We start from the raw sequence: 22,825 nt of genomic DNA on the forward strand, positions 1-22,825 counted from the left end.
AAAAAATTATTGTATAAAAGCTTTATCTCACACTTTAAACATTTCAATATAATAATAAACTATTTATAGAGATGGTGCCGAGGACCGGAATCGAACCGGTACGGTAGTCACCTACCGCAGGATTTTAAGTCCTGTGCGTCTGCCAGTTCCGCCACCCCGGCATCTCTTATGGAGCGGAAGACGGGGTTCGAACCCGCGACCCCCACCTTGGCAAGGTGATGTTCTACCACTGAACTACTTCCGCTTAATGACAAGATTTATTATATATTATATTTTTTAAGAAGGCAATACTTTTTTGAAAAAATATTTTAATTTATTTTTATTATAGTAATAGATATTTTGAAACAATCTTTTTAAATCAGAAAAAATATATCATTATTCTTCTTCATCTATGTCCGGCCAAGGGAAATCATTTTCATAATACACTTCTTTTAATCGATTTAAATCAAATCTCCACTTTTCAATAGCATTTGCATATCTTTTTTGTCTTCTTCTCTTCCTAACTTTAGCCTAATTCTTTTATTTAGTTCATTTACAGTTTCTTGTAAGCTATGTTCATTCAAATACTTTTGTAAAGATTTCCACCTTTGTTCGTCTGTACGATTTGTTATTTGATATCCATAATTACGTAACTCGCTATAATTTGGGTGACGATAAATATAATCTTCAGGCTTAATATAAGTTTCTTTTACATAAAGATTATTGAAATGTTCAATTTTAATATTAAATATTTTGTTCAAAACTTTTTTAATCATCTCTGTTTTAAATAAATCAATACATGCTTCTTTATTACGAAAAATTTCAACAATAGATTGTAGAATACTAATATCCTTTTTTATCGAATATAGTTTATACAAACTGTAGATTTTTCTAGAATAATAAATTCGTTCACTATTAAAATATTTTTGAAACCTATCATACTTCTTAAATTGTTCGATTTTATCGTAATATATTATGTATAGAAAAATGTTCAATGCATCTTCATCAATATAATTATATAAGCATTCTGAATGTATCAGTTTTTCTAATAAATCATCAATTGGATCGATCAATTTTTCAGAATGATATACAATTAAAATTTTCCTAATATCCGATAGTTGAGCATTTAGGAATAATTGGTTGAAAACATCATAATTCTTTTTAAGTTCTCTTTTAATAGTCCTTTTTTGATAGTAATCCATAAAAGTAAAGGCATTACAGATAACATGAATAAATTCTCTTATATACTTAGTTATTTTTTCTTCATGTATTGCTAACTTAAGCAATTCTTTTAACAGTTCGATCTGTTTATCATTTTCCAGTTCATCTTCGCAAAGTAAGATGGTGAGGATTCCTGTAACGCTTGACCTACTTAATTTTTTATCAAGCTTCTTTAACAGCATTTCTCGATCATTATTTAACTCAAGATTTATTTTTTTCAGGGTTTTAATCGTTACAAGTAAAGCTTCTTTTTCCTTCTGCATTTCCTCCATTTGATGCTTCTTATGTTCAGTTTCTAGTTCAAGGTTTTTGATTCTTTCGTTAAAAAAATCATCCATCTCCCATAATCCTTGTTTTAATTGAAATGTCAACGATTCGAATAAAGTTTCTTTTGTTTTCATCAAGTCACCTCATTACAAATGATTGAGTAATACAAAAATATGGTTACAATCTTTATTCGACATAATAATTGTTTTTCCCTTTTATTTTTTAGATTTAACCTATTTTAAGTTACTATTCGAAGTCATATTATAAAAACAGCGCTGTTCTTTTTAAACACCGCTGTGAAAGTTATTAGCGTACTACAACTGCATATTTCAATGCATTATAAGCACGTTCAAATTCGTATTTATTGACCCAATATTCCCCTTTATTATTTGGATCTATTACTTTATAGCGTTTTGTCTTACTGCTATAGCCTGCTAATGTCATAACATGAAGGTTATCAACCATTTTCACTTTTTTTCCTGCAGCACCCATATTCCATTTTGTCCATATAGGTTTTGAGAAATCTAAGGTGACGTATACTACTATTGGGTTTCCTGCAGATAGTTCTTGGCGTAAATTCTTTGCAGATGCCCCTGTAATATTTTTCACAGAACTACTATACTTCTTACCATAATTCGCTAAAGGCTTAGGGAAAATAGATTGAAATACGCCATTAATCGAATAATAAGGAGATCCTGCAAATCCTTTATAAGGATTACGCTTTGTTTTCGGCATGTTGTTTAAAAATTTTTTATAACTAGTTTTTTTAGCATATCCTTTAAATTGCAAGGCTTGTAGCAAACTTGCTCCTTCGCATCCAAACGGGGCATAAATCGGTTTTAACTGATTGATATAGGGAACCTTTAATGAAATGGCTTTACTATCTCCGCTTGTTTTATAGATGATTTTTTTCGTCAATAGAGTACCTGAAATCCAACCATATGAAGAACCAATCTTTATCTTATACCAATATGTATTTTGAGAATTTTGCTTACGAACAATTGGTTTTATGGTTGTCCCTTTCTTAAGTGTTTTTAATATTTTATGATTTGTTCCAATCCCATTGCGTACATTACCATTTGCCTTTAACATATATTGGCTTGATACAGACTCTTCAACTGAAGCTGCTTGTGCAGATATAGGTTTTATAAAATCTGTGACAAAGGTCGTTGCCATTAGCGTTGTACTCAATGCGACAACGGTAAGTACTCTTTTGTATTTTCTCGTTGTGATATTAAACACTGTAAACCAACTTTCTATTTAAAACTCTATTATTTAATAAAAGAAGTGGAATCAACTTCTTTCTAAATCTCATTTTGAAATCTCTTTTGTATAAAGAAAAGAGTGCCATTGATTCCACTTCTATCATTTAATTTATTAGATATAGTTCTATTTAAATCTATCTATTTCCTTTTTCAACTTCATATTTTGTAATCCAGTCACTAAAACTGCCTGTGTATAGTTGGACATTTTTATAGTCCATTTCTTTTAACATCGCAAAAAGTGGAGATGCAGTTACTCCACTACCGCAATACACCGTAATAGGATCATTTTTCGATACTACGTTTAAAATAGTATCATTAGGAGCGAGATAACCGTGTTGCTTTAGTTGTTCCCAATCATAATTTAATGCCCCTGGAATGTGACCAGCTACTTTATCGATTGGCTCTTCTTCTCCTCTATAGCGGATATTCGATCTTGCATCTAGTAAAGTACGTTTCACTTTTCCATCTACAATTTCTTTTACCCCATTTCGGTCTATATAAAGTTGCTCTTGCCAATCAATTTTTAGATGTGTTGGCTCAATTACTTTGCTTTCGTTTGTAGTATTAAATCCAGCTTTGACTAATACATCATAGCCTTCTTGAACAACTTTAACATTCGTAAATCCACCATATTGCAACATCCACCATGCTCTTGTAGCAAATGGAGCGCCACCTTGATCGTATACTAAAATATCTTGATCTTGTTGTAGACCACTTTGCTCAAATAATTTTTTAAGTTGTTCTTTACCCGGCATTGGGTGTCTTCCTGCATCCTTTGTCATATCAGATAAATCTTCAACCAAATCCCAATATACAGCATTTTCAATATGACTCTCTTTATACAAAGTTTGTCCTTCAGACGTATCTTGTAAGTTGAAGCGTGCATCAATCCATTTATACTCATGTTGTTTAGCTAGTTCAATATCTTTTACTGAAATAAATACATTCCCCATCAATTTTCCACTCCATCCATTAATGATTCATATATTGCTTTCCATTCATCTAGTTTGCTACTTTCATGAAGTAAAGATTTTTCAATTTCGATTTGTTCTATAGCTTGTTTACTAATGTATAAACGTAATTCTTCAGCTTCTTTTGTAATGACATCTTCTGACCATTTTTTCATTCGTTCAGATTGTTCATCAAGATATGATTTTGCAGCTGGTTTTGTTAACTCTTCAAGAGCTTCTCGTAATTTCATATTATCACCTTTTTCAAAGAAGGCCTTGTTATTCTTGTAATATGATTTTACAGATTCATATGGTTTCGTAGATGTAAACGGACCTGTAAATTCTAATATTTGAGGTTCCTCTACTTCAAATGGCATAAATGAGAAGCTTGCGTTTAGATCTTTCAATTGCTTTGTATCATAGACATAGCGCTCTTGAATTTTTTTCAAAATAAATTTAGCTAAGCGGAAATTTGTAACACGCATTTCTTGTTCAAAGTCAAAGCTTAAACTTGCTAATACTTCTTTCAAGGCTAGTCCTAATGCGATAGACGATGCTTTAGAAGCAAATGTTGTAGGATTATAACCTTCTTTAAAGAAATCAGGATAACGATAATAAACACGTTGTAAAACAAAGTACACTAGCTCACTTAACTCTTGCAATGTATCTTTTCCAATTGTTTGTGCTGCTGAATTTGTAAAACGAGTATGAATATATTGCTCTAATTTTGCTAATTCTACTAATCGTTCATCTTTACGTTTTAAATTTTCTTCTGTTTGCTGGATCAACAATCGTAACCGCTCTTGGGCTTTTTCCGTTTCTTCGACTAAAGCTTGTACAGCAAGTGCTGTCAATTCTTCAGATAAAAACTGATGGAAGTTTTCTTCAAATAGAGGCATTCCTGAACTCAAATTGTTTTTTTCTACTTTTTCTTGCAATGCTAGTAAACTTGAAACACCAAATAATCTTGGTTTACGTATACCAAATCGTTGTAATTCTTGTTTAACATAAGTTTTAACATCTTCTGCTTCCTCTTCAGTTGCAGCAAGATCAATCGCATTGACAACGAAGAACATCTTATCAAGTTCAAAGGCATCTTTTACACGGCCTAACTGAATTAAAAATTCACGGTCAGCTTTTGCAAATGCATGGTTGTAATATGTGATAAACAATATGGCATCTGCATTACGAATATATTCAAATGCTACCCCTGTATGGCGTGCATTGATGGAGTCTGCTCCTGGGGTATCTACTAAAGTAACTCCCATACGTGTAAGTTCACAATCAAAATAGAAATCGATTGTATCAACGAAACAGCTTCTATTTTCCTGAGCAACGAATTTTTCAAACTCTTCACGGTTTGTACGAATGGTATTGCCTAATTGTTCCTTAAATCCAGGATATCCTTCTTTAAATGCACGGATAAATGATTTATGGACATGTAATCGTTCGTCTTCTAATTTCTTCATTAATGCCTCATCAGCTTTATCGTAAGCAATCTCTAGTGATGAAACTTGAATACCAATTGCTTCATAGCTTGCAATGATATCTTCTTGTAATTGTTCAGCTGTTTTCAAGTGTACATCAGCTGTTTCATGCGGATGTTCAGGTGTAACAGGACGAATTTTATTGATCGCAGCAGTTGTTGGATTTGGTGATACAGGCAATACCTTTTGGCCCATCAAAGCATTTGAGAAAGAAGATTTCCCTGCACTAAAAGCGCCAAATAATGCAATTGTAAAATCTTTTTTCTCTAATCGCTGCACTTTATTTTTTAAATAATTAGCTACTTCTGAAAATCCATGTATTGGAGATACGGCATTAGCTGTTCTTACAGCATTTTGAAGAGCGGTCGCTGTATGAACTGACACGCCTTTTTCACTTTGTTCTTCATCTATACCTTCTAAATCTGATGCTTCTTCTTTTACTAACATAGATGGATCAAATTTACGCATGTTATCGTAGGCCTCTTCATGTTCTTTTGACCAATTAGAAACAAATCGATCTGCTTCTGGATTTACAGTCTCGAATGATACTGTTTTTTGGATTTCAAAATATCTTTGTTGTTGTTCAATTGCTTCTGCAGCTACGATAATCTCTACTTTTTCTTTTAATAATGCACATTTTTTCTTTAATGGTTCTACAGTTGCCATTGATAATTCTTTAATATACTCTGCTTTTTCAAATTTCCAATCGTCTGTATTTTGCTTGTACCATCTTTTAGTTGCATCAGCTACTCGTTTTGCAAAGTTTAATAATGCATCACCTTTAATACCAGAGTCTAACCTTACTTGCTCCTCTATTAAACTCATTGGTGGTGTCAATGCTAGTTCATCAATTTCTAGAGAAGTTTCATCGGATAACGCATTCACAACTTTCAAGGAGTTCTTCATCAATGCTCGCAAATGGCCTGAAATTTGAGAAGCAGTAATAGAACAATATAATTCGTAAAGGCTTTCTTTACGCGCTAATTTTTCTGCTTGTGTTTTCTTTCCTGCAAAAAAAGTACCTACTTTGAAGTTAGGTTGAATACTCTCTAAATATAATTCTAGTTTTTCACGTAACTCGAATGGTACGATTGCAGCTTCAGCATTATCTAAAAGTTCATCACGTTTTAGATCAAAACTATGTTGCCAATTTGTAGATGAATAAAGTTTTAACTGATTCAAAACAGTGTCGTATTCTTCTCTGATTTCTTTATGATTTTTCCATTCTTCATTTGAAAGCTTATCTATATTGTTTTCTAATAATTCTTGTTTGTTTGTTTTCAAATAACTTTCATGCTCTATGTGGAGCTGTTGCAACGTTTTTTCAGCTACGTTCAACAAATTTTCTTGCCAACCATTCATACTATTCATCACAATTTCTTTTACTTGTTTGAAATCATTATGAATATTTGATGGATCTCGCAGTGAAGTAAAGAAGATACCTTTTGGATTTACGCCCCAATTTGCAAAAGAAGTGTAAACAGATTGTGAAAAGTCATCAAAGGATAGCTCATTTTCTTTGTGTTTATCGATTTGGTTTACGATTAGGAAAACATTTGGATTATATTTCATTAGATTTTTTGTGAATTGGAAATTCAACTCAGATTGCACATGATTGTAATCCATTACATAAAAGACAATATCAGCCAAGTGTAAAGCTGATTCAGTTGACATCCTGTGTGCATCATCAGTTGAATCGACTCCAGGTGTGTCCATTACAGTAATTCCTTCAGGTAAAACTGAATCTTCGTGTCCAATCTCTATTTGAGAAACAAGTGCTCCATTTTTCGCAAATTCCTTTACTGTCCGAATATCATAATTTTCATCGAACAATACAGGATCTTGGTCCGTTAAATACGCAATGGCATAATCTTTATCAGATTTATGTACTTTTACAACATTGGCGCTTGTAGGGATTGGACTTGATGGTAAAAGTTCTTCTCCTGTTAATGCATTAATCATACTTGATTTACCAGCAGAAAAATGTCCAGCAAATGCAATCATATATTCCTTATTTAAAAGCTTCTCAGCAAATAATTTTGTCTTTAGTAATCGCTCTTGATCTTCATTTTTTTGATAAATTAAGTATTGAACTGCTGTCTGTTTTAAAAGTTTTTGTAATTGCTGTTCGAAATCTTTCATAACGTTCATTTACCCCTTTAATAAGTGATAAATTCATTCTACCATGCAAATGCAAAAAAAATCCCCCTATTTAATAGAAGGATTAGAGAAATTATTTTAAATGTGCGGTTGTTTGATTAAAAACATGTTTTCCAATAGCCCCATAGATCAATAATGTAGCACCAATAAATGCATAAACCACTTTCACCGCTCCTTTTTATAATTATTCTTATTTTAAATTCATTGTTGAATATGAAAATCATTCTCAATTGATTGATTTAATCATAATAAATATTTTAAAATTCGTCAAGGTTTGCTATTAAATTTTTTGTTAGCATGATAATATAATTAAAAGGTCACATTAAAAAGGAGATAACAATGAGCACATCGGAGCAAATAAAAGCTATTTTGAATAGTACAATTCTTTCACTAAAAGCTGTACTACCTAAAGAAGTTCATGTTTCATCTCCCGCCATTACTTCTGACCCTTATCAACAATCCGAAATCGGTGTATTAATAGGAATGGTTGGAGATATTAAGGGACGCATTATCATTGACTCTACAACAACTACATTTAGTGCAATTGGCGAAGCGATGTTTGGCATGCAACTTGATGGAGAAATGTTAGAATCATTTACTGGTGAATTTGGAAATATGGTTGCCGGAAATCTTTGTACATATGTTGCTGAACAAAATTTAGAACTAGATATTACACCGCCTACAGTAATGGTGGGCAATACAAAACTTGTCGGCTTTAAACACGCTTTTAAACTTCCTGTAAATGCTGATGGTATAGGCGATTTAACTGTTTTATTGACAGTCGATCCTATTGAATAGCATATGCAGTCCAAAATTATTCATAACATGATCTATATATATTTCAAAAGAAAGTTGAAATATACGAAATTTAAATCTATTGAAAATGGGAAATTGCTTTCACGATGCAGTTTTCCATTTTTTTATATTGAAACTTGAAAATACAATCGCACAATAACAGAAAATGATAGCTACAATTTAGAAAAAAACAAGCCATGGAAATTTCATTACGTAAAATTCCGGTGGCTTGTTATAGGTATTTTGTTCTAAAACATTCTACTATTGTGCTTTTAATAAAAAATTTTCAAATTATTTTACGCATGAAAATTAGTGCCATCTGTTGTAGCTTTAATAATACCCTTGCGTACTACAAAATCTCCGAAATGTTCTCCGTCTTCCCGTTCTTTTGCAAATTGATTTAATAATGGTTTTAACTCCGTTAAAATTTCTGCCTCACCTATATTCTCACGATACATTTTACTTAAGCGATCACCTGTGAAGGATGCTCCCAAATACATATTATATTTCCCCGGTCCCTTGCCGATAAAACCAATTTCAGCAAGCGCTGCACGTGAGCAACCATTAGGACAGCCTGACATACGAATAACAATTTCCTCATCATGTAACCCTGCTGCATCAATAATTTCTTCGATTTTGGTTATAAGCGATGGTAAATAGCGTTCCGCTTCAGCCATTGCAAGTCCACATGTAGGAAGCGAAGTACATGCTATAGAATTTCTGCGAAGTGCTGAATAATGCTTACCATCCGTTAAATGATAGCGTTCGATCAGTGATTGAATTTTTCGCTTACTTTGAGGCGAAATATTGGAAATCATTACATTTTGGTTTGGCGTCATACGAAATTCACCTTTATGCACTTTAGCAATTTCTCTAAGGCCTGTCATAAGTGGATAATCTTCTGTATCCTTAATACGACCATTTTGGATAAACAACGTATAATGCCATTTTCCATCATTTCCTTTTATCCAGCCATATTCATCACCAGTTCTAGTGAAATGGAATTCTCTCGTTTCTTCTAATTCAAAGCCGGTTCGACGTGTTAACTCTTCTTTAAACCAATCAATTCCTACACGATCGATTGTATATTTGAAGCGCGCGTTTTTTCGGTTTGAGCGGTTCCCATAATCACGTTGAATTGTGACAATTTTTTCTGCTGTTATTAATAACTTTTCCTTAGGAACAAATCCGATTAAACGTCCAAGTTGTGGATACGTGGATTCCTCACCATGTGTCATCCCCATACCGCCGCCTACTGCAATGTTAAACCCAACTAAATGTCCATTTTCTTCAATTGCAATAATTCCAATATCTTGTGAAAAAACATCTACATCATTACTTGGTGGAATTGCTAAGCCTATTTTAAATTTACGAGGTAAATAATGCTCTCCATAGATTGGCTCTACATCCTCCGTTTGAGGTGTATCGAGAACTTTTTCACCATCTAACCAAATTTCATGATATGCCTTCGTGTGTGGAAGTAAATGTTCACTAAGTTTCACTGACCATTCATATACTTCTTGATGAAAAGCAGATTGATGTGGATTCACATTACTCATTACATTTCTATTTACGTCTCCACATGCAGCTAGAGAATCTAGTAAAACAGAATTCATTTTTTGCATATAGGCTTTAACATTCCATTTCAAAATGCCATGAATTTGAAATGTCTGGCGAGTTGTCACTTTTAACGTATTATTACCATAAGTATTGGCCATTTCATCCATCATTAACCATTGTTCGGGTGTAGCAACTCCTCCAGGTACTCGAACTCGAACCATAAATTGATAAGATGGCTCAAGCTTTTTACGCTGACGTATTAACCGTTCATCACGGTTATCTTGCATATAGCTACCATGGAACTTTATAAGCTGCTGATCAGATTCTGGAATCTTCCCCGATAAAGGCTCTTTGAAAGATTGGGCTATTGTACCTCTTAAGTAATTACTATCTTCTTTATATTTTTCATTTACACTTGGTGTGCCCTTTGATGCTTCAATTTTTCCAGTCATGAATCTGCCCCCTTTAGTAAACATCACGTTGGTATCTTTTTTCTTTTTGTAATTCAGTTAGCTTCTTTTCAGCTTCTTCAAGGGACACCTTTCCTTGTTGCTGAATAATTTGAATAAGTGTGTTGTGTACATCTTTAGCCATCGATTTTTCATCGCCACATATATAAATAACTGCTCCATTTTCTATCCATGCGTAAACTTCTTCTGCATTCTCAAGTAAACGGTGCTGAACATATATTTTTTCTTCATGATCTCGAGAAAAAGCTACATCCATTTTCGTCAATGTTCCCTCTTCTAAATAGCGAAGCCATTCAACTTGATAAAGAAAATCTGTAAGGAAGTGCTGTTCACCAAAGAACAACCACGAATCTCCCGCATCCTGCTCTGCTCTTTCTTCAATAAATGATCGGAAAGGCGCAACACCTGTACCTGCTCCAATCATGATAATCGGTGTTTTGGCATCTGGAAGCTTAAAGTTTGGATTTTCTTGGACAAAAATTGAAACTGTATCTCCAATTTCTAGTTGCTCTGCAATCTCACCTGAGGCAACTCCAATTCGCTTGTGATCATGTGCAGTATAAGAAACTTTACCTATTAACAATGAAACTTCATCTGGATTTGCTGTATAACTAGATGCAATACTATAAAGTCTAGCTGGAATTGGACGTAGTATATCAACAAGATCCTGTGGTGATCCTGTAAAATTATAATCTTTGAATAAGTCAGCTAAGTAGCGCCCTTCCTTGTACTCCTTCCATTTCCCATTTAAAAGATCCTCCGCACCGTTCGTATAAGGTGCAAGCTTTTCAATCAATGGTTTTGTAAGAACTGTAATTTCAACGGAATTTTTTAACACTTCTTTAATTGGCAATGTTTCTTTTTTGTATTGAACAAATTCATCGCCACTCAAACCTGCTGTTTCGATCAACTCATCGACAACTGACTGATGATTATGTGGGAAAATTCCTATGCTATCACCCGGTTGCCATTTGATATCTGACTCTTCTAATGAGAGCTCTAGATGATACGTTTCTTTGTTGGAACCATCCATGTTTAAGTTGATTTTTTCTATTATTTCTGCCTGATAAGGATGTTTTTTTGAATAATTAGATTCATTCGTATTTTGTGTAGCTGATGGAGTTATGTCTCTTGCAGGTACAAGCTTCTGTGACAATGATTTAAACCACTGCTCAGCTGATTCTTCATAATCTAAATCACAATCTACGCGCTCTATAATTTGCTGTGCGCCAAGTTCCTTAAGTCTCAGATCGAAGTCTGCACCTGTTTTACAGAACCATTCATAAGAACTATCTCCAAGTGCAAGAACAGCGTAATGCAAATCTGGAAGCTTCGGAGCCCGTTTACTATGTAAAAATTCATAAAAGGCTATTGCGTTATCTGGTGCATCTCCCTCACCATGAGTGCTTGAAATGATCAATAAATTATCCAGTTTCTTTAAATTTCTCACTTTAAAATCAAGCATCGAAGAAACTTCAACTTCAACAGACTGTTCTTCTAGTAAAGCACCGAGTTTCTCAGCTAGTTTTTGGCAATTCCCTGTTTGCGAACCATATAAAATTGTTGCTGTTACTGTTTGCTGTGAAACTGGAATCTCTAACTCTTCTTTAATATTTACCTCAACTTGTTGTGCCGCACTTAAATAGCCATTTAGCCAAATCTTCTGCTTTTCCGTTAAATTTGGTAACAATTCATTTAATAATTGAACTTGCTTTTCTGTAAATGGACTATTAATCACTTGTAATGTCATTTCTTCACCTCTTCTATATTAACTTGCACAGGATGTATGTAATCCTTTTATAGCCTCTCTTGTACGTTCTACTAAAACATCAAGTACTAAATCACCATAACCAAGACTATTACATACCGTCACAACCTCTATTCCCTCTAATTCTTTTTCTATATGCTTTCTAAGGAGTCCCTGGAATAATAGATATGGGACGATAAACAACGGTTTATCTGGTGAATTGGTCATTTTTTCTACAACATTACTAAATGAAGGTCCATTTCCATATAAAAAAGCAATGTTGACATGACGAAAACCATATCTTAGTTTAAAGCGTGTAGCAATTTCCAAAAAATCTCGAACAACTGATGGATCACTGCTACCCCTACCAATGAGCAGTATCTCTGCATCAGAAGTTATTTCAGTTGTTTGTTCTTCTATACGCTCATAAATTTGGACAATTAATTTATGATGGATTCCGAAAGGTTTACCATAAGAAAAAACAATATGTGGATATTTTATTTGTAATGGTTTAACTATTTCTGGAATATCCTTTTTTGCATGATTTGCAGTAAGTAACAAAATAGGAATAAGCGCAATTTGAGTTGCACCTTTGTTAATACAGTACTCGATTGTTTGCTCAATCGATGGTTTTACTAATTCTAAAAAACAAATTTCTTGTAATGGTATTGCAATATGTTTTTTAGCCCGTTCAACAAAAGCCTTAGCCTCTTCAATGCCTTCCTGAACACGAGTACCATGTGCAATATAAATAACTGCCTGCATATAGTTCCCTCCTAGAGAGCTACTGATTCAGAGAAATTTTTACTATTGTCCTTTTGTTCCTGAATCCATTGTATTTTTTCATGTAGTTTGACAACGTCACCTACAACAATCATTGAAGGGTTCGCAATATTGGATTCTTGTACTATAGTTTCAATGGATTCTAGAGTTCCCGTTACTGTTTGCTGTTTGTCATAGGTACCCCAATGTATTAGTGCAACAGGAGTCTCTTTTGCACGTCCAAACTTTAGAAGTTGTGATACGATATATGGCAAATTTTTCACCCCCATATAAATAGCAAGTGTTTCGATATGAACGAGCGCTTCCCATTTTAAATTGTCATCCTTATCTTTTTGCCGATGACCGGTTACAATAGCAAAACTTGAACTTAGTTCACGATGTGTTACTGGAATACCTGCATAGGCTGGTGCAGCAATACCTGATGTAATACCAGGTACAATTTCAAATGGAATTTCCTTATTGGCAAGTACTTCAGCTTCCTCTGCACCTCTTCCGAAAACGAAAGGATCACCACCCTTTAAGCGAGTAACTGTCTTCCCTTCCATTGCAAATCGTACTAGAGACTCATTTATACTTTCCTGAATCATTGCATGACGGTTCGGAAGCTTACCGCAAAATATAAGCTCTGCTCCAGATTTTGCATAATTTAATAACTCCTGATTTACTAATCGATCATATAGAATAACGTCTGCCTCTTTTATGCAGCGAAGGCCTTTCACCGTGATAAGCTCGATATCGCCTGGCCCTGCGCCAACAATGTATACTTTCCCCATGTCATCACCTCTATGATGTAGAATTTTAGTTTTAAAAAAAGGCACCCAGCTATAAAAACCTCCACAGCAATTCTGTGAAAGATTCATATAGCTGAATGCCTCTAGTTGTCTAGTCGGCTATCCTAGTCTCTTATTTTATGTTTTGTATTCTTATGAAATCGTTGTTTTTCAACTCGATTGATCTGTACAATCACACCATCTTGAATCGTAATTTGTACTTCTCCGAATTGAATACCTTCAATAGCTTTCTCAATGGCTTTTAACTTTTCCTGCTTAGTTAATGGCATTTGCTTCCCCCTCGTCCAAATACTTAGTAAACTAATAGGTTTTATGAATTTTATATTAATCTTGTAATTATTCATTGTCAATGTTTTTTACAAAATTTTTTCAATTTTGAAAGTAAAGCCACCTAGCTTATAGCTAGGTGGCTCAGATGTTCGACTAATCCACTAGTTGATGTTTAGTTCTTTTAATAACTGCTGTACACATTCCTCTAAAGAGTATTTTTCTGTATCTAGTATAATTTCTGGATCAATAGGTGCTTCATAAGGTGCTGAAATACCTGTAAAGTTTTGTATTTCTCCTGCTTTAGCTTTTTTATACAAGCCCTTTGGATCACGCTTTTCACATTCCTCTACCGATGCCTTTACATATACCTCGATAAATTCGCCATCTTCTACTAATTGTCGAACGACTTCTCTGTCTTGTCGATAAGGAGAAATAAAGGCTGTACAGACGATTTGTCCTGCATCTATAAATAATTTTGCAACCTCTCCAATTCTACGAATATTTTCCTTACGACTTTCTTCATCAAATCCTAGATCCTTATTTAAACCATGCCTAATATTATCACCATCGAGTACATAAATCTCTTTACCACGATTGAAGACCTGACGAGCAAAAGCATTAGCAATGGTTGATTTGCCCGATGCCGAAAGACCTGTAAACCATAGAATCACACTTTTTTGGCCACTCTTCTTCTGACGTTCTTCTTTTGTAACTGATGCCTCATGCCACACAATATTTTTTGCCATCTAGCACTCCCCCTATGCTTTCGCCTTTTCTTTCATACCTTTAATAAGCACTTCGACAACTTCTTTACGACTAAAGGTTGCTGGTGGTACCTCTCCATTTCGAAGCATTTCACGGACTTTAGTGCCAGATAGAATAATATGATGTGCATGATCATGAGGACATGTCTTAGTTGTGGCCATTCCTTCACATGCTGTGCAATAGAAACTATGTTCAAATTTAAGAGGCTGAATGCCTAACTCCTCTGTTGTAAATTGATCAAAGATTTTTTGCGCATCATAAGTTCCATAATAATCACCTACACCTGCATGATCGCGGCCAACGATGAAATGTGTGCATCCATAGTTTTTACGAACAAGAGCATGGAATATTGCCTCCCTTGGCCCTGCATATCGCATAGCTGCTGGGAAAATACCTAAATGAACACGATTTTGAGGATAATAATTTTCAAGTAATACTTGATAACTTTCCATCCGCACTTCTGCAGAGATATCGTCAGATTTTGTTTCCCCTACTAATGGATTTAAAAATAGACCATCAATGGTTTCTAACGCAGCCTTTTGGATATATTCATGTGCACGATGAACAGGATTTCTAGTTTGGAAACCAACGATTGTATTCCAACCTTTTTCATCAAAAATAGCCCTTGTTTCAGCGGGTGTAAATGTATATTCTTCAAACTCAGGTTTTTGTCTATGAACTAAAGTAACTTCTCCTCCAACATAAGTATTTGGTCGTGAGTAAAGTTTTGCGACACCTGGATGCGCTGCATCATTTGTACCATAGACATTCTTTGCTTCTAATTGTTTATCTGGTATATAAATAGAAGATACCTTAATGACTCCATAAGTAACTCCATCTTTTTCTAGTTTTACCTTATCGCCTATTTCTATATTAACCAGTTCTTTATCTATAACAGGTAAAGTAATGGGTATACTCCAAACCGTTCCATCAGCAAGTCGTAAACGTTCAACAACAGAAGTATAATCCTCCTCATTAAAGAACCCCGTAATTGGACTATATCCCCCAATACCTATAAGCTCCAAATCACTCAAAGCAATTGCATCAAGTGTAATCGATTTACTAATCGAAGAAGTTTTTAATGATGGATTGTAACGTGATATCAAAGTACCTCCATGTGGTGCATTTGTCATATTTAGTTCCTCCTCCAGTTAGCTGTGTAGGCCACATTCTGTTTTTCCTGTATTTTGCCAACGACCTGACCGTAAATCTTCAGCTGTCCAAGCGGGCTTCGTACATTTTTCACACCCTATACTTGGATAACCCTGATCATGTAAAACGTTGTATGGTAAATTATGTTTAGCCACATATCTCCAAACATCTTTCCATGTCCAATAAATAAGTGGGCAAATTTTAACTGCCTTAAATTTTGAATCTTTATTAAAATACTCAGTATTTGCTCGTGTTGGACTTTGTTCTCTTCGTAGTCCAGATATCCAAGCTGTTGCATGCGATAATTCCTCGAATAATGGATCAATCTTCCGAATTCTGCAGCACTCATTTGGATTGGTTTCCCAAAGTTTTTCGCCAAATTGAGAAGCTTGTTCTTCGAGTGAAAGACTTGGCTGCTTCAGTTCAATTCGAAGATTTGGATATTTTTCTTTCACCTTTTTAATCGTGTCGTATGTTTCCTGAAAATGAAGATTCGTATCTAAAAAAACAATACGTGCATCGGGTTTTACTTTTGTAATGAGATCAATAAGTACAATCCCCTCAATCCCAAAGCTACATCCATATACAAGTTTGTCATTATAAGTGTCAAAGCTCCATTTTAACACTTCAAGTGCTCCTTTATATTGTGGATCTAGTTCTATTGATGGAATCTTTGATTCTTCAAATGTTTCAAAAGTAAGCATTTATTGTCCTCCTTCCATAAAAAAAGACGCTCTAATGGCTAAAACCATTAAAAGCGCCTCCAGTTGTCTGGTCAGCTTCATATGTAGTTAATTCACAAATAAGTGAATTGGTTCGAAGTATAAATCATATATAACCAACCTGTCAACTAGTATTCTAAGAATGCAGAAAATAATAATTATTTTTTAATTCATAGTTGACTAATTGGAAATACGTGTTTTAATATTACATAAAGTGAAACTTCCATCAGTGAGAGGTGCTTCATCCCTCACTGATGGTTAGTTGAACCAATCGGGCTTTTACGGGCAGTTATCCCCCACCTATCTTTCTCATTTATCTCTCAATCTTGAGGTGGGGGGACTTACTGCCCGTTAATGCGGGATAAAGCAAAGTGAGCTGATCAGACAAACTGAAGGCTACATTCAATGACAAGGTAAAAATCATTGAATGTAGCCTTTTTATTTTTTCAGCTGCTCATCAAAATCTGATGCTGTAAAAACATTAAATCTTAAAGGAGTGAAAAAATTATGAAGAAAACAAAAAAATTAGCTGCATTTTTAGCTGCAAGTTCATTAGCAATGGTGATTAGTGGATGCTCTAGTTCGGAACAAAACAGTTCAGGTAGTACAACAAACAAATCTATAAATCTACTTAATGTTTCATATGATCCAACAAGAGAATTATATGAAGAGTTCAACAAATCCTTTATTAAAGAGTGGAAAGATGAAACTGGACAGACAGTGAAAATTCAGCAATCACATGGTGGTTCAGGAAAACAAGGAAGAGCTGTAATAGATGGATTAAAAGCAGATGTTGTAACACTAGCACTTGCTTACGATATCGATGAAATTGCAGCAAATCGAAATCTGATCAACAAGGACTGGCAAGAAGAATTACCGGATCATTCCTCTCCTTACACATCAACGATTGTATTTCTTGTTCGGAAAGGAAATCCCAAAAGTATTCATGACTGGAACGATCTTGTAAAGAAAGGTGTATCAGTTATTACACCAAATCCAAAAACATCTGGTGGAGCTCGTTGGAATTATTTAGCTGCATGGGGCTATGCTGATCGTAAATATCAAGGTGATCAGGCGAAAATAAAAGACTTCATGAAAAAGCTTTATAACAACGTTGAGGTACTTGACTCAGGTGCGCGTGGTTCAACTACAACATTTACCGAGCGACAAATTGGAGATGTATTAATCGCATGGGAAAATGAGGCCTATCTATCTCTTAAAGAACTAGGTGAAGATAAATTTGAAATTATTACTCCATCATTAAGTATTCTAGCAGAACCACCTGTAGCAGTTGTTGATAAAAATGCAAAAGCAAAAGGCACTGAAAAAGTAGCGAAAGCTTATTTAGAATATTTGTATACAGATGAAGGACAAGAAATTGCTGCCAAAAATTATTATCGACCACGTAATGAGAAAATCCTTGAAAAATATAAAGATCATTTTCCAAATCTCGACCTAATTAAAATTGATGATTTTGGAGGCTGGCAAAAGGCACAAAAAGAACATTTCAGCGATGGTGGTACTTTTGATTCCATTTATACACCTAAGAATTAGTAAGGAGGGATTTGATGACGACTACTTTTTTTCATAAAAAGAGATTGACCGTTCTTCCAGGTTTTAAACTTTCTATTGGTTTTACTTTACTATACTTAAGTATTTTAATACTATTGCCACTTTCAATGCTTTTTTGGAATACCATGCAACTTAGTTGGCATGATTTTATTAAAATTATAAGTGATTCTCGTGTTGTTGCATCATATAAATTAACATTTGGAACGTCCTTTTTAGCGGCAATTATTAATGTATTTTTTGGTACTATAATTGCTTGGGTACTTGTTCGCTATGATTTTGTTGGCAAAAAGCTTATGGATGGTCTTGTAGACCTTCCATTTGCTCTTCCAACTGCTGTCGCAGGTATTGCGCTAACAGCCCTCTATGCACCAAACGGCTGGATTGGAAACCTGTTTCCTTTTAAAATCGCATTTACTCCAATCGGAATTATTATTGCCCTAACATTTATTGGGTTACCATTTGTTGTTCGAACAGTACAACCGGTATTACAAAACTTTTCAACTGAATCAGAAGAAGCATCTGCGAGTCTTGGCGCGAATCGTTGGAAAACTTTCATAAAAGTTATTTTTCCAGAACTAATTCCTGCCATTCTAACTGGTTTTACTCTTGCTTTTTCCCGAGCTCTTGGTGAATATGGATCAGTTGTTTTTATCGCTGGTAATATGCCGATGAAAACAGAAATAACACCCTTACTGATAATGACGAAATTAGAACAATATGATTATCCAGGTGCAACAGCAATAGCTATCGTTCTACTTATATCTTCGTTCATGATCTTACTGATTATGAATATTATTCAATGGCTTGCCAATCGGAAATATAGCGTATAGGAGGAGGAAACATGGAAAAATTGACGATTGAACAAACTGTGGTTACCTCTAAGCAAAAGATAGGAAATACAACTTTAAAAGAGCCCTGGCTTATACGCTTGATACTCACGACTATTTCACTTTTATTTCTTTTAATTTTCTTAGTACTACCTCTAGTAACAATTTTCATTACTGCTTTTAAAAAAGGACTAGATGTGTATATAGCGTCTATTACTGAACCAGATGCACTTTCCGCAATAAAATTAACATTACTAGTAGCAGTTATTGCTGTACCTATTAACACGCTATTTGGTATAGCTGCTGCTTGGGCAATTACTAAATTCAATTTTCGTGGAAAAAATTTATTAACGACATTAATCGATCTCCCATTTGCTGTATCTCCCGTTATTGCAGGTTTAGTATTTATTTTACTTTTCGGTGCGGAAGGGCTATTTGGGGACCTTTTATCGAATTATAATGTTCAAATTATTTTTTCACTTCCAGGTATTATTTTAGCCTCACTTTTTGTCACTGTTCCGTTTGTTGCTCGAGAGCTTATTCCACTTATGCAAACACAGGGAACTCAGGAAGAAGAGGCCTCAATTAGTTTGGGCGCTGGTGCATTAACAACTTTCTTAAAGGTTACTCTTCCCAATATAAAATGGGGACTATTATATGGAGTTATTTTATGTAATGCACGCGTAATGGGCGAATTTGGTGCTGTTTCAGTCGTTTCAGGCCATATTCGGGGATTAACAAATACTATGCCTCTACATATAGAAGTCTTATACAATGAATATCAATTTTCGGCAGCATTCGCGGTCGCTTCATTGATGTCTTTATTAGCACTATTTACGATCATTATTAAGAACATAATTGAATGGAGAACAAAGCAATAGGAGGGTTGAAAATGAGTATTACTATTCAAAATATAAAAAAGAAATTTGGAAACTTTCAAGCATTGGATGATATCTCCTTAAACATTGAAACTGGTGAACTTATAGCTTTGCTTGGCCCATCTGGGTCTGGGAAAACCTCTTTACTACGCATCATTGCCGGCCTTGAAAATTTAGATGAAGGTGCTATTTTATTTGATGGTGAAAATATAACAGAAATTAATGCAAAGGAACGTAATATTGGATTTGTTTTTCAACATTATGCGCTCTTTAAACATATGACAGTATTCGAAAATGTCGCATACGGGCTAAAGGTTCGGCCACGAAAAACCCGCCCATCAAAAAAAGAAATTGCCGATAAGGTCCATACACTTTTATCACTTGTAAAGCTTGAACATTTTGCTGACCGCTATCCCAGTCAACTATCAGGTGGCCAAAGACAGCGCGTTGCTCTTGCACGGGCTCTTGCTGTCGAACCGAAAGTTCTTCTTTTAGATGAGCCTTTCGGAGCTCTTGATGCAAAAGTACGTAAGGATTTAAGACGTTGGCTCCGTAAAATGCATAATGAGTTTCATGTTACAAGTATTTTTGTTACACATGATCAGGAGGAAGCTTTAGATGTAGCTGACAGAATCGTTGTTATGAACAAAGGGAAAATTGAACAGGTTGGTACACCAGAAGATGTATATGATCATCCAAACAGTCCATTTGTTTATGACTTTCTAGGAAACGTTAACCTTTTTAAAGGACGTTTAAAAAACGGTCAGCTTGTTCACGGTAGTTATACAGGTCCAATTGATGAAACTTTGGCAAAGCATGATACAGAAGCAATCGGTTACGTTCGTCCTCATGATATTCAAATTGAACGCACAGCTAATTTAGAGGGTATGGTGCCTGCTAAAATTATTTTTATCCATGCCATCGGTCCAATTGTGCAAATCGAGTTACATCGTCAAGATATAGACGAATACTTAGAAGCCGAGATTTCAAAAGAACTATTTCACTCTTTGAAGTTACAACGTGGCGAGCAAGTTTATATACGTCCAAAACAATTGAAGGTGTTTATTCCTGATGATTTTTCAATTTAATAAATAATTATAGGCATATAAATCACTAAATCTAAGAAGAGGCACCCTCAGTTTATCTTAAAACTGAAAGTGCCTCTATTTCATTTTATAGAATTTACTGATTCAAAATAGTAAATCCGAATACTAAAACTCCTGAGTGGAAAATAGAGAAAAAAAGAAAACCACTGTTTAAATAATACAGAGTTCTCCTTTTTTCCATTGAATTTCATTTATACAACTAAAATGTACTCAGCTTTTATTCCTAATCTTAGGCTGTTACATCTCGTTTTATAAAAGTGATAAAACTTGCTACTAAGAAAATAATTGCATAAATCACTAATATTGTTAAAGAGAATGGCATTGTTAATCCATCAACAATAGAGAATCCGCCTGGTTCAAATTGCGTTAAGTCAGTATTTGTGATCCACAAATATTTAACAAATTCATATTTACTTAAGAGCATGACCAGACTTGCGCCCATAAAATTGATAAACAGTGTAAGTCCAATTGCTAAAGAGCTAGAACGGAAAATACTACCAATCATAAATGCAAAAATTACAGACATAAAAATATCCCCAAAATTTAATACATACATATATAAGGTATGACCAATTGATGATGCTTCTACTATTTTATTACCTTCAATTACTAAATCAGTTCCGTCTGAAGATCCAAACAAGATGGAACCACAGATGAAAGTTAAAACCAAAGATAAGGCTGCCAAAGTAATTACAAAAATGAAAACTGTTAAAAGCTTAGAAGTTAATATTTTTGCTCTACTAATTGGACGAGTTAGTAGCATTTTTATCGTACCGGTTGAAAATTCGCTTGATACTATGCCCGCTGCAATAATTGTTCCAAATAAACTAATAAAAGATAATAAAATTGTACCTTCTTCCATATACGATTCTGTACTTTTTGTTTCTACTGGAGGTACATTATTCTTTAATCGATATTCAGAAATTTTGATAGAATCTTTTGCTTCTTGTAGTTCATCTTTTGATAAATCTCCAGCACTAATCATTGACTGTTGTTCTTTAATTGATTGTTCTTCCGCCGCTTTCCAATTCTCTTTTTCTAAATTACCTGTCCATTTATAAAGACCAGCAAATGCAAATACTCCTAATATTAATAGGATCAACATTACCCATGTACCTTTTTTATGCCATAATTTCATCCACTCATTTTGCAGAAGCTTTAACAATTTGGCCACCTCCAGTGATTTCTAAGAATTGATCTTCTAATGATTGATGGTGAGGTTGTATTGCGAAGATATCTATTCCCTCACTTGATAATTTTGATATCAATTTTGGAACTGCATCTCTATCAATTGAAACTAAATAACCATTTCCGAACTTTTCAAACACATAATTTTGTGTTGTTAAAAGTTGTTCACTATCTGGTCCTGCTTCAAGATAGTAAATTGGTTGTTGTTCTGTAGTCATTTCACGAATTTCAATTAATTGACCACTTTTTATGACAGCAATTCGGTCACATATCAATTCAATTTCAGCTAGTAAATGACTAGAGACAAAAATAGATACTTGTTCCTTTTGGGCAATGGTTCTAAGATGCTCTCTAAATTCACGAATACCAGCTGGATCTAATCCATTGGTTGGTTCATCTAATATTAAAAATTTTGGATGGTGTAACAATGCCTGGGCTAGTCCTAATCTTTGGCGCATTCCAAGCGAATATGTTGATACTTTCTCATGTATTCGGTTTTCAAGACCAACGAGACTAACTACTTCTCCTATTCTTTCTTTCGTTACATTATCATGCATTCTAGCAAAGTGAAGTAAATTCTTGTAGCCAGACATAAACTTATACATCTCTGGATTTTCAACAATTACTCCTACTTTACTTATCGCCTTTTCAAAATCTTTAGCTAATGAAATGCCATCGATTAATACCTCTCCACCTGTTGGTTTCATTAGTCCAGTCATTAATCGAATAGTTGTTGTTTTACCAGCTCCATTAGGACCTAAAAAACCCGTTATCTGACCAGGGAAAAGCTCAATGTTTAAATCTTTAACAATTTCTTTACCTTTAATATTTTTCGATAAATGTTTTAACTCTACGATTGGTTTCATCATA

General features: G+C 34.4%; 19 protein-coding genes and 2 tRNA genes. 5 read left to right on the plus strand and 16 right to left on the minus strand.

Going from position 1 to position 22,825, the window contains the following annotated elements:
• Positions 1–72 precede the first annotated feature (72 nt).
• The 6 genes from D1606_RS07255 to D1606_RS07280 form a co-directional block, all read right to left on the minus strand.
• Positions 73–161: transfer RNA gene (locus tag D1606_RS07255), tRNA-Leu, on the minus strand.
• Positions 162–169: 8 nt separating this feature from the next.
• Positions 170–244: transfer RNA gene (locus D1606_RS07260), tRNA-Gly, on the minus strand.
• Positions 245–440: 196 nt separating this feature from the next.
• Positions 441–1,601 (minus strand): hypothetical protein, encoded by a 1,161-nt coding sequence (locus D1606_RS07265; protein ID WP_119415342.1) that lies wholly within the window; start codon positions 1,599–1,601, stop codon positions 441–443.
• Between the two features lie 172 nt (positions 1,602–1,773).
• Positions 1,774–2,709: a C39 family peptidase gene (locus D1606_RS07270; protein WP_147414469.1), complete on the minus strand. Its 936-nt coding sequence runs from the start codon at positions 2,707–2,709 to the stop codon at positions 1,774–1,776.
• A gap of 157 nt (positions 2,710–2,866) precedes the next feature.
• Positions 2,867–3,685 carry a sulfurtransferase gene (locus tag D1606_RS07275; protein WP_119415344.1) on the minus strand — a complete coding sequence of 273 codons (819 nt, stop codon included), beginning with the start codon at positions 3,683–3,685 and terminating at the stop codon, positions 2,867–2,869.
• Positions 3,685–7,311: a dynamin family protein gene (locus D1606_RS07280; RefSeq protein ID WP_119415345.1), complete on the minus strand. Its 3,627-nt coding sequence runs from the start codon at positions 7,309–7,311 to the stop codon at positions 3,685–3,687. The genes D1606_RS07275 and D1606_RS07280 overlap by 1 nt, the downstream gene beginning before the upstream one ends.
• 357 nt (positions 7,312–7,668) lie before the next feature.
• Here D1606_RS07280 and D1606_RS07285 point away from each other — a divergent pair, with 357 nt between their 5' ends.
• A complete protein-coding gene (locus D1606_RS07285) occupies positions 7,669–8,127 on the plus strand; it encodes a chemotaxis protein CheX (protein WP_119415346.1) in 459 nt (152 codons plus the stop codon).
• Between the two features lie 293 nt (positions 8,128–8,420).
• On the opposite strand, the gene cysI is transcribed toward D1606_RS07285, so the two are convergent.
• The 8 genes from cysI to D1606_RS07325 all read right to left on the minus strand — a co-directional run bounded on the left by cysI (position 8,421) and on the right by D1606_RS07325 (position 16,366).
• Positions 8,421–10,136 carry an assimilatory sulfite reductase (NADPH) hemoprotein subunit gene (gene cysI, locus D1606_RS07290; RefSeq protein WP_119415347.1) on the minus strand — a complete coding sequence of 572 codons (1,716 nt, stop codon included), beginning with the start codon at positions 10,134–10,136 and terminating at the stop codon, positions 8,421–8,423.
• Positions 10,137–10,149: 13 nt separating this feature from the next.
• The gene (locus tag D1606_RS07295) at positions 10,150–11,904 is read right to left on the minus strand and encodes an assimilatory sulfite reductase (NADPH) flavoprotein subunit (protein ID WP_119415348.1); all 1,755 of its coding nucleotides are present in this window, start codon (positions 11,902–11,904) and stop codon (positions 10,150–10,152) included.
• A gap of 18 nt (positions 11,905–11,922) precedes the next feature.
• The gene (locus D1606_RS07300; protein ID WP_119415349.1) at positions 11,923–12,666 is read right to left on the minus strand and encodes a sirohydrochlorin chelatase; all 744 of its coding nucleotides are present in this window, start codon (positions 12,664–12,666) and stop codon (positions 11,923–11,925) included.
• A gap of 11 nt (positions 12,667–12,677) precedes the next feature.
• The gene (cobA, locus tag D1606_RS07305) at positions 12,678–13,457 is read right to left on the minus strand and encodes a uroporphyrinogen-III C-methyltransferase (RefSeq protein ID WP_119415350.1); all 780 of its coding nucleotides are present in this window, start codon (positions 13,455–13,457) and stop codon (positions 12,678–12,680) included.
• Positions 13,458–13,579: 122 nt separating this feature from the next.
• Positions 13,580–13,744 (minus strand): YezD family protein, encoded by a 165-nt coding sequence (locus tag D1606_RS07310; RefSeq protein ID WP_119415351.1) that lies wholly within the window; start codon positions 13,742–13,744, stop codon positions 13,580–13,582.
• Positions 13,745–13,906: 162 nt separating this feature from the next.
• A complete protein-coding gene (cysC, locus tag D1606_RS07315) occupies positions 13,907–14,491 on the minus strand; it encodes an adenylyl-sulfate kinase (RefSeq protein WP_119415352.1) in 585 nt (194 codons plus the stop codon).
• 12 nt (positions 14,492–14,503) lie between these two features.
• Entirely contained in the window at positions 14,504–15,643 is a 1,140-nt protein-coding gene (gene sat, locus D1606_RS07320) for a sulfate adenylyltransferase (protein WP_119415353.1), read from the minus strand.
• An 18-nt stretch (positions 15,644–15,661) separates the two neighbouring features.
• Entirely contained in the window at positions 15,662–16,366 is a 705-nt protein-coding gene (locus D1606_RS07325; protein WP_119415354.1) for a phosphoadenylyl-sulfate reductase, read from the minus strand.
• Between the two features lie 525 nt (positions 16,367–16,891).
• On the opposite strand from D1606_RS07325, the gene D1606_RS07330 reads away from it, so the two are divergent.
• From D1606_RS07330 to D1606_RS07345, 4 genes are read left to right on the plus strand one after another with little or no spacing between them, the layout of a single operon-like run.
• Entirely contained in the window at positions 16,892–17,938 is a 1,047-nt protein-coding gene (locus tag D1606_RS07330; protein WP_119415355.1) for a sulfate ABC transporter substrate-binding protein, read from the plus strand.
• 14 nt (positions 17,939–17,952) lie between these two features.
• Positions 17,953–18,786: a sulfate ABC transporter permease subunit CysT gene (gene cysT / locus D1606_RS07335; RefSeq protein WP_119415356.1), complete on the plus strand. Its 834-nt coding sequence runs from the start codon at positions 17,953–17,955 to the stop codon at positions 18,784–18,786.
• Between the two features lie 11 nt (positions 18,787–18,797).
• Positions 18,798–19,664, plus strand: coding sequence for a sulfate ABC transporter permease subunit CysW (gene cysW, locus D1606_RS07340; RefSeq protein WP_119415357.1), 867 nt, complete (start codon positions 18,798–18,800; stop codon positions 19,662–19,664).
• Between the two features lie 11 nt (positions 19,665–19,675).
• Positions 19,676–20,749, plus strand: a complete 1,074-nt coding sequence (locus D1606_RS07345; RefSeq protein ID WP_119415358.1) for a sulfate/molybdate ABC transporter ATP-binding protein — start codon at positions 19,676–19,678, stop codon at positions 20,747–20,749.
• Positions 20,750–20,996: 247 nt separating this feature from the next.
• Here the strand turns inward: D1606_RS07345 and D1606_RS07350 are convergent, their stop codons facing one another.
• Positions 20,997–21,932 carry an ABC transporter permease gene (locus D1606_RS07350; RefSeq protein WP_119415359.1) on the minus strand — a complete coding sequence of 312 codons (936 nt, stop codon included), beginning with the start codon at positions 21,930–21,932 and terminating at the stop codon, positions 20,997–20,999.
• A complete protein-coding gene (locus D1606_RS07355) occupies positions 21,910–22,824 on the minus strand; it encodes an ABC transporter ATP-binding protein (protein WP_119415360.1) in 915 nt (304 codons plus the stop codon). Before D1606_RS07355 ends, D1606_RS07350 begins: the two co-directional genes overlap by 23 nt.
• Position 22,825: the final 1 nt, after the last annotated feature.

It is taken from the genome of Rummeliibacillus sp. POC4, from assembly GCF_003576525.1.
Lineage (GTDB): Bacteria > Bacillota > Bacilli > Bacillales_A > Planococcaceae > Rummeliibacillus.

Bases quoted from the DNA above. Each gene is read 5' to 3' on its own strand.
- D1606_RS07265 (WP_119415342.1), bottom strand. From the start codon at position 1,601: ATGAAAACAAAAGAAACTTTATTCGAATCGTTGACATTTCAATTAAAA.
- D1606_RS07275 (WP_119415344.1), bottom strand. From the start codon at position 3,685: ATGGGGAATGTATTTATTTCAGTAAAAGATATTGAACTAGCTAAACAA.
- D1606_RS07280 (WP_119415345.1), bottom strand. From the start codon at position 7,311: ATGAAAGATTTCGAACAGCAATTACAAAAACTTTTAAAACAGACAGCA.
- D1606_RS07285 (WP_119415346.1), top strand. From the start codon at position 7,669: ATGAGCACATCGGAGCAAATAAAAGCTATTTTGAATAGTACAATTCTT.
- cysI (WP_119415347.1), bottom strand. From the start codon at position 10,136: ATGACTGGAAAAATTGAAGCATCAAAGGGCACACCAAGTGTAAATGAA.
- D1606_RS07295 (WP_119415348.1), bottom strand. From the start codon at position 11,904: ATGACATTACAAGTGATTAATAGTCCATTTACAGAAAAGCAAGTTCAA.
- D1606_RS07300 (WP_119415349.1), bottom strand. From the start codon at position 12,666: ATGCAGGCAGTTATTTATATTGCACATGGTACTCGTGTTCAGGAAGGC.
- cobA (WP_119415350.1), bottom strand. From the start codon at position 13,457: ATGGGGAAAGTATACATTGTTGGCGCAGGGCCAGGCGATATCGAGCTT.
- D1606_RS07310 (WP_119415351.1), bottom strand. From the start codon at position 13,744: ATGCCATTAACTAAGCAGGAAAAGTTAAAAGCCATTGAGAAAGCTATT.
- cysC (WP_119415352.1), bottom strand. From the start codon at position 14,491: ATGGCAAAAAATATTGTGTGGCATGAGGCATCAGTTACAAAAGAAGAA.
- sat (WP_119415353.1), bottom strand. From the start codon at position 15,643: ATGACAAATGCACCACATGGAGGTACTTTGATATCACGTTACAATCCA.
- D1606_RS07325 (WP_119415354.1), bottom strand. From the start codon at position 16,366: ATGCTTACTTTTGAAACATTTGAAGAATCAAAGATTCCATCAATAGAA.
- D1606_RS07330 (WP_119415355.1), top strand. From the start codon at position 16,892: ATGAAGAAAACAAAAAAATTAGCTGCATTTTTAGCTGCAAGTTCATTA.
- cysT (WP_119415356.1), top strand. From the start codon at position 17,953: ATGACGACTACTTTTTTTCATAAAAAGAGATTGACCGTTCTTCCAGGT.
- cysW (WP_119415357.1), top strand. From the start codon at position 18,798: ATGGAAAAATTGACGATTGAACAAACTGTGGTTACCTCTAAGCAAAAG.
- D1606_RS07345 (WP_119415358.1), top strand. From the start codon at position 19,676: ATGAGTATTACTATTCAAAATATAAAAAAGAAATTTGGAAACTTTCAA.
- D1606_RS07355 (WP_119415360.1), bottom strand. From the start codon at position 22,824: ATGATGAAACCAATCGTAGAGTTAAAACATTTATCGAAAAATATTAAA.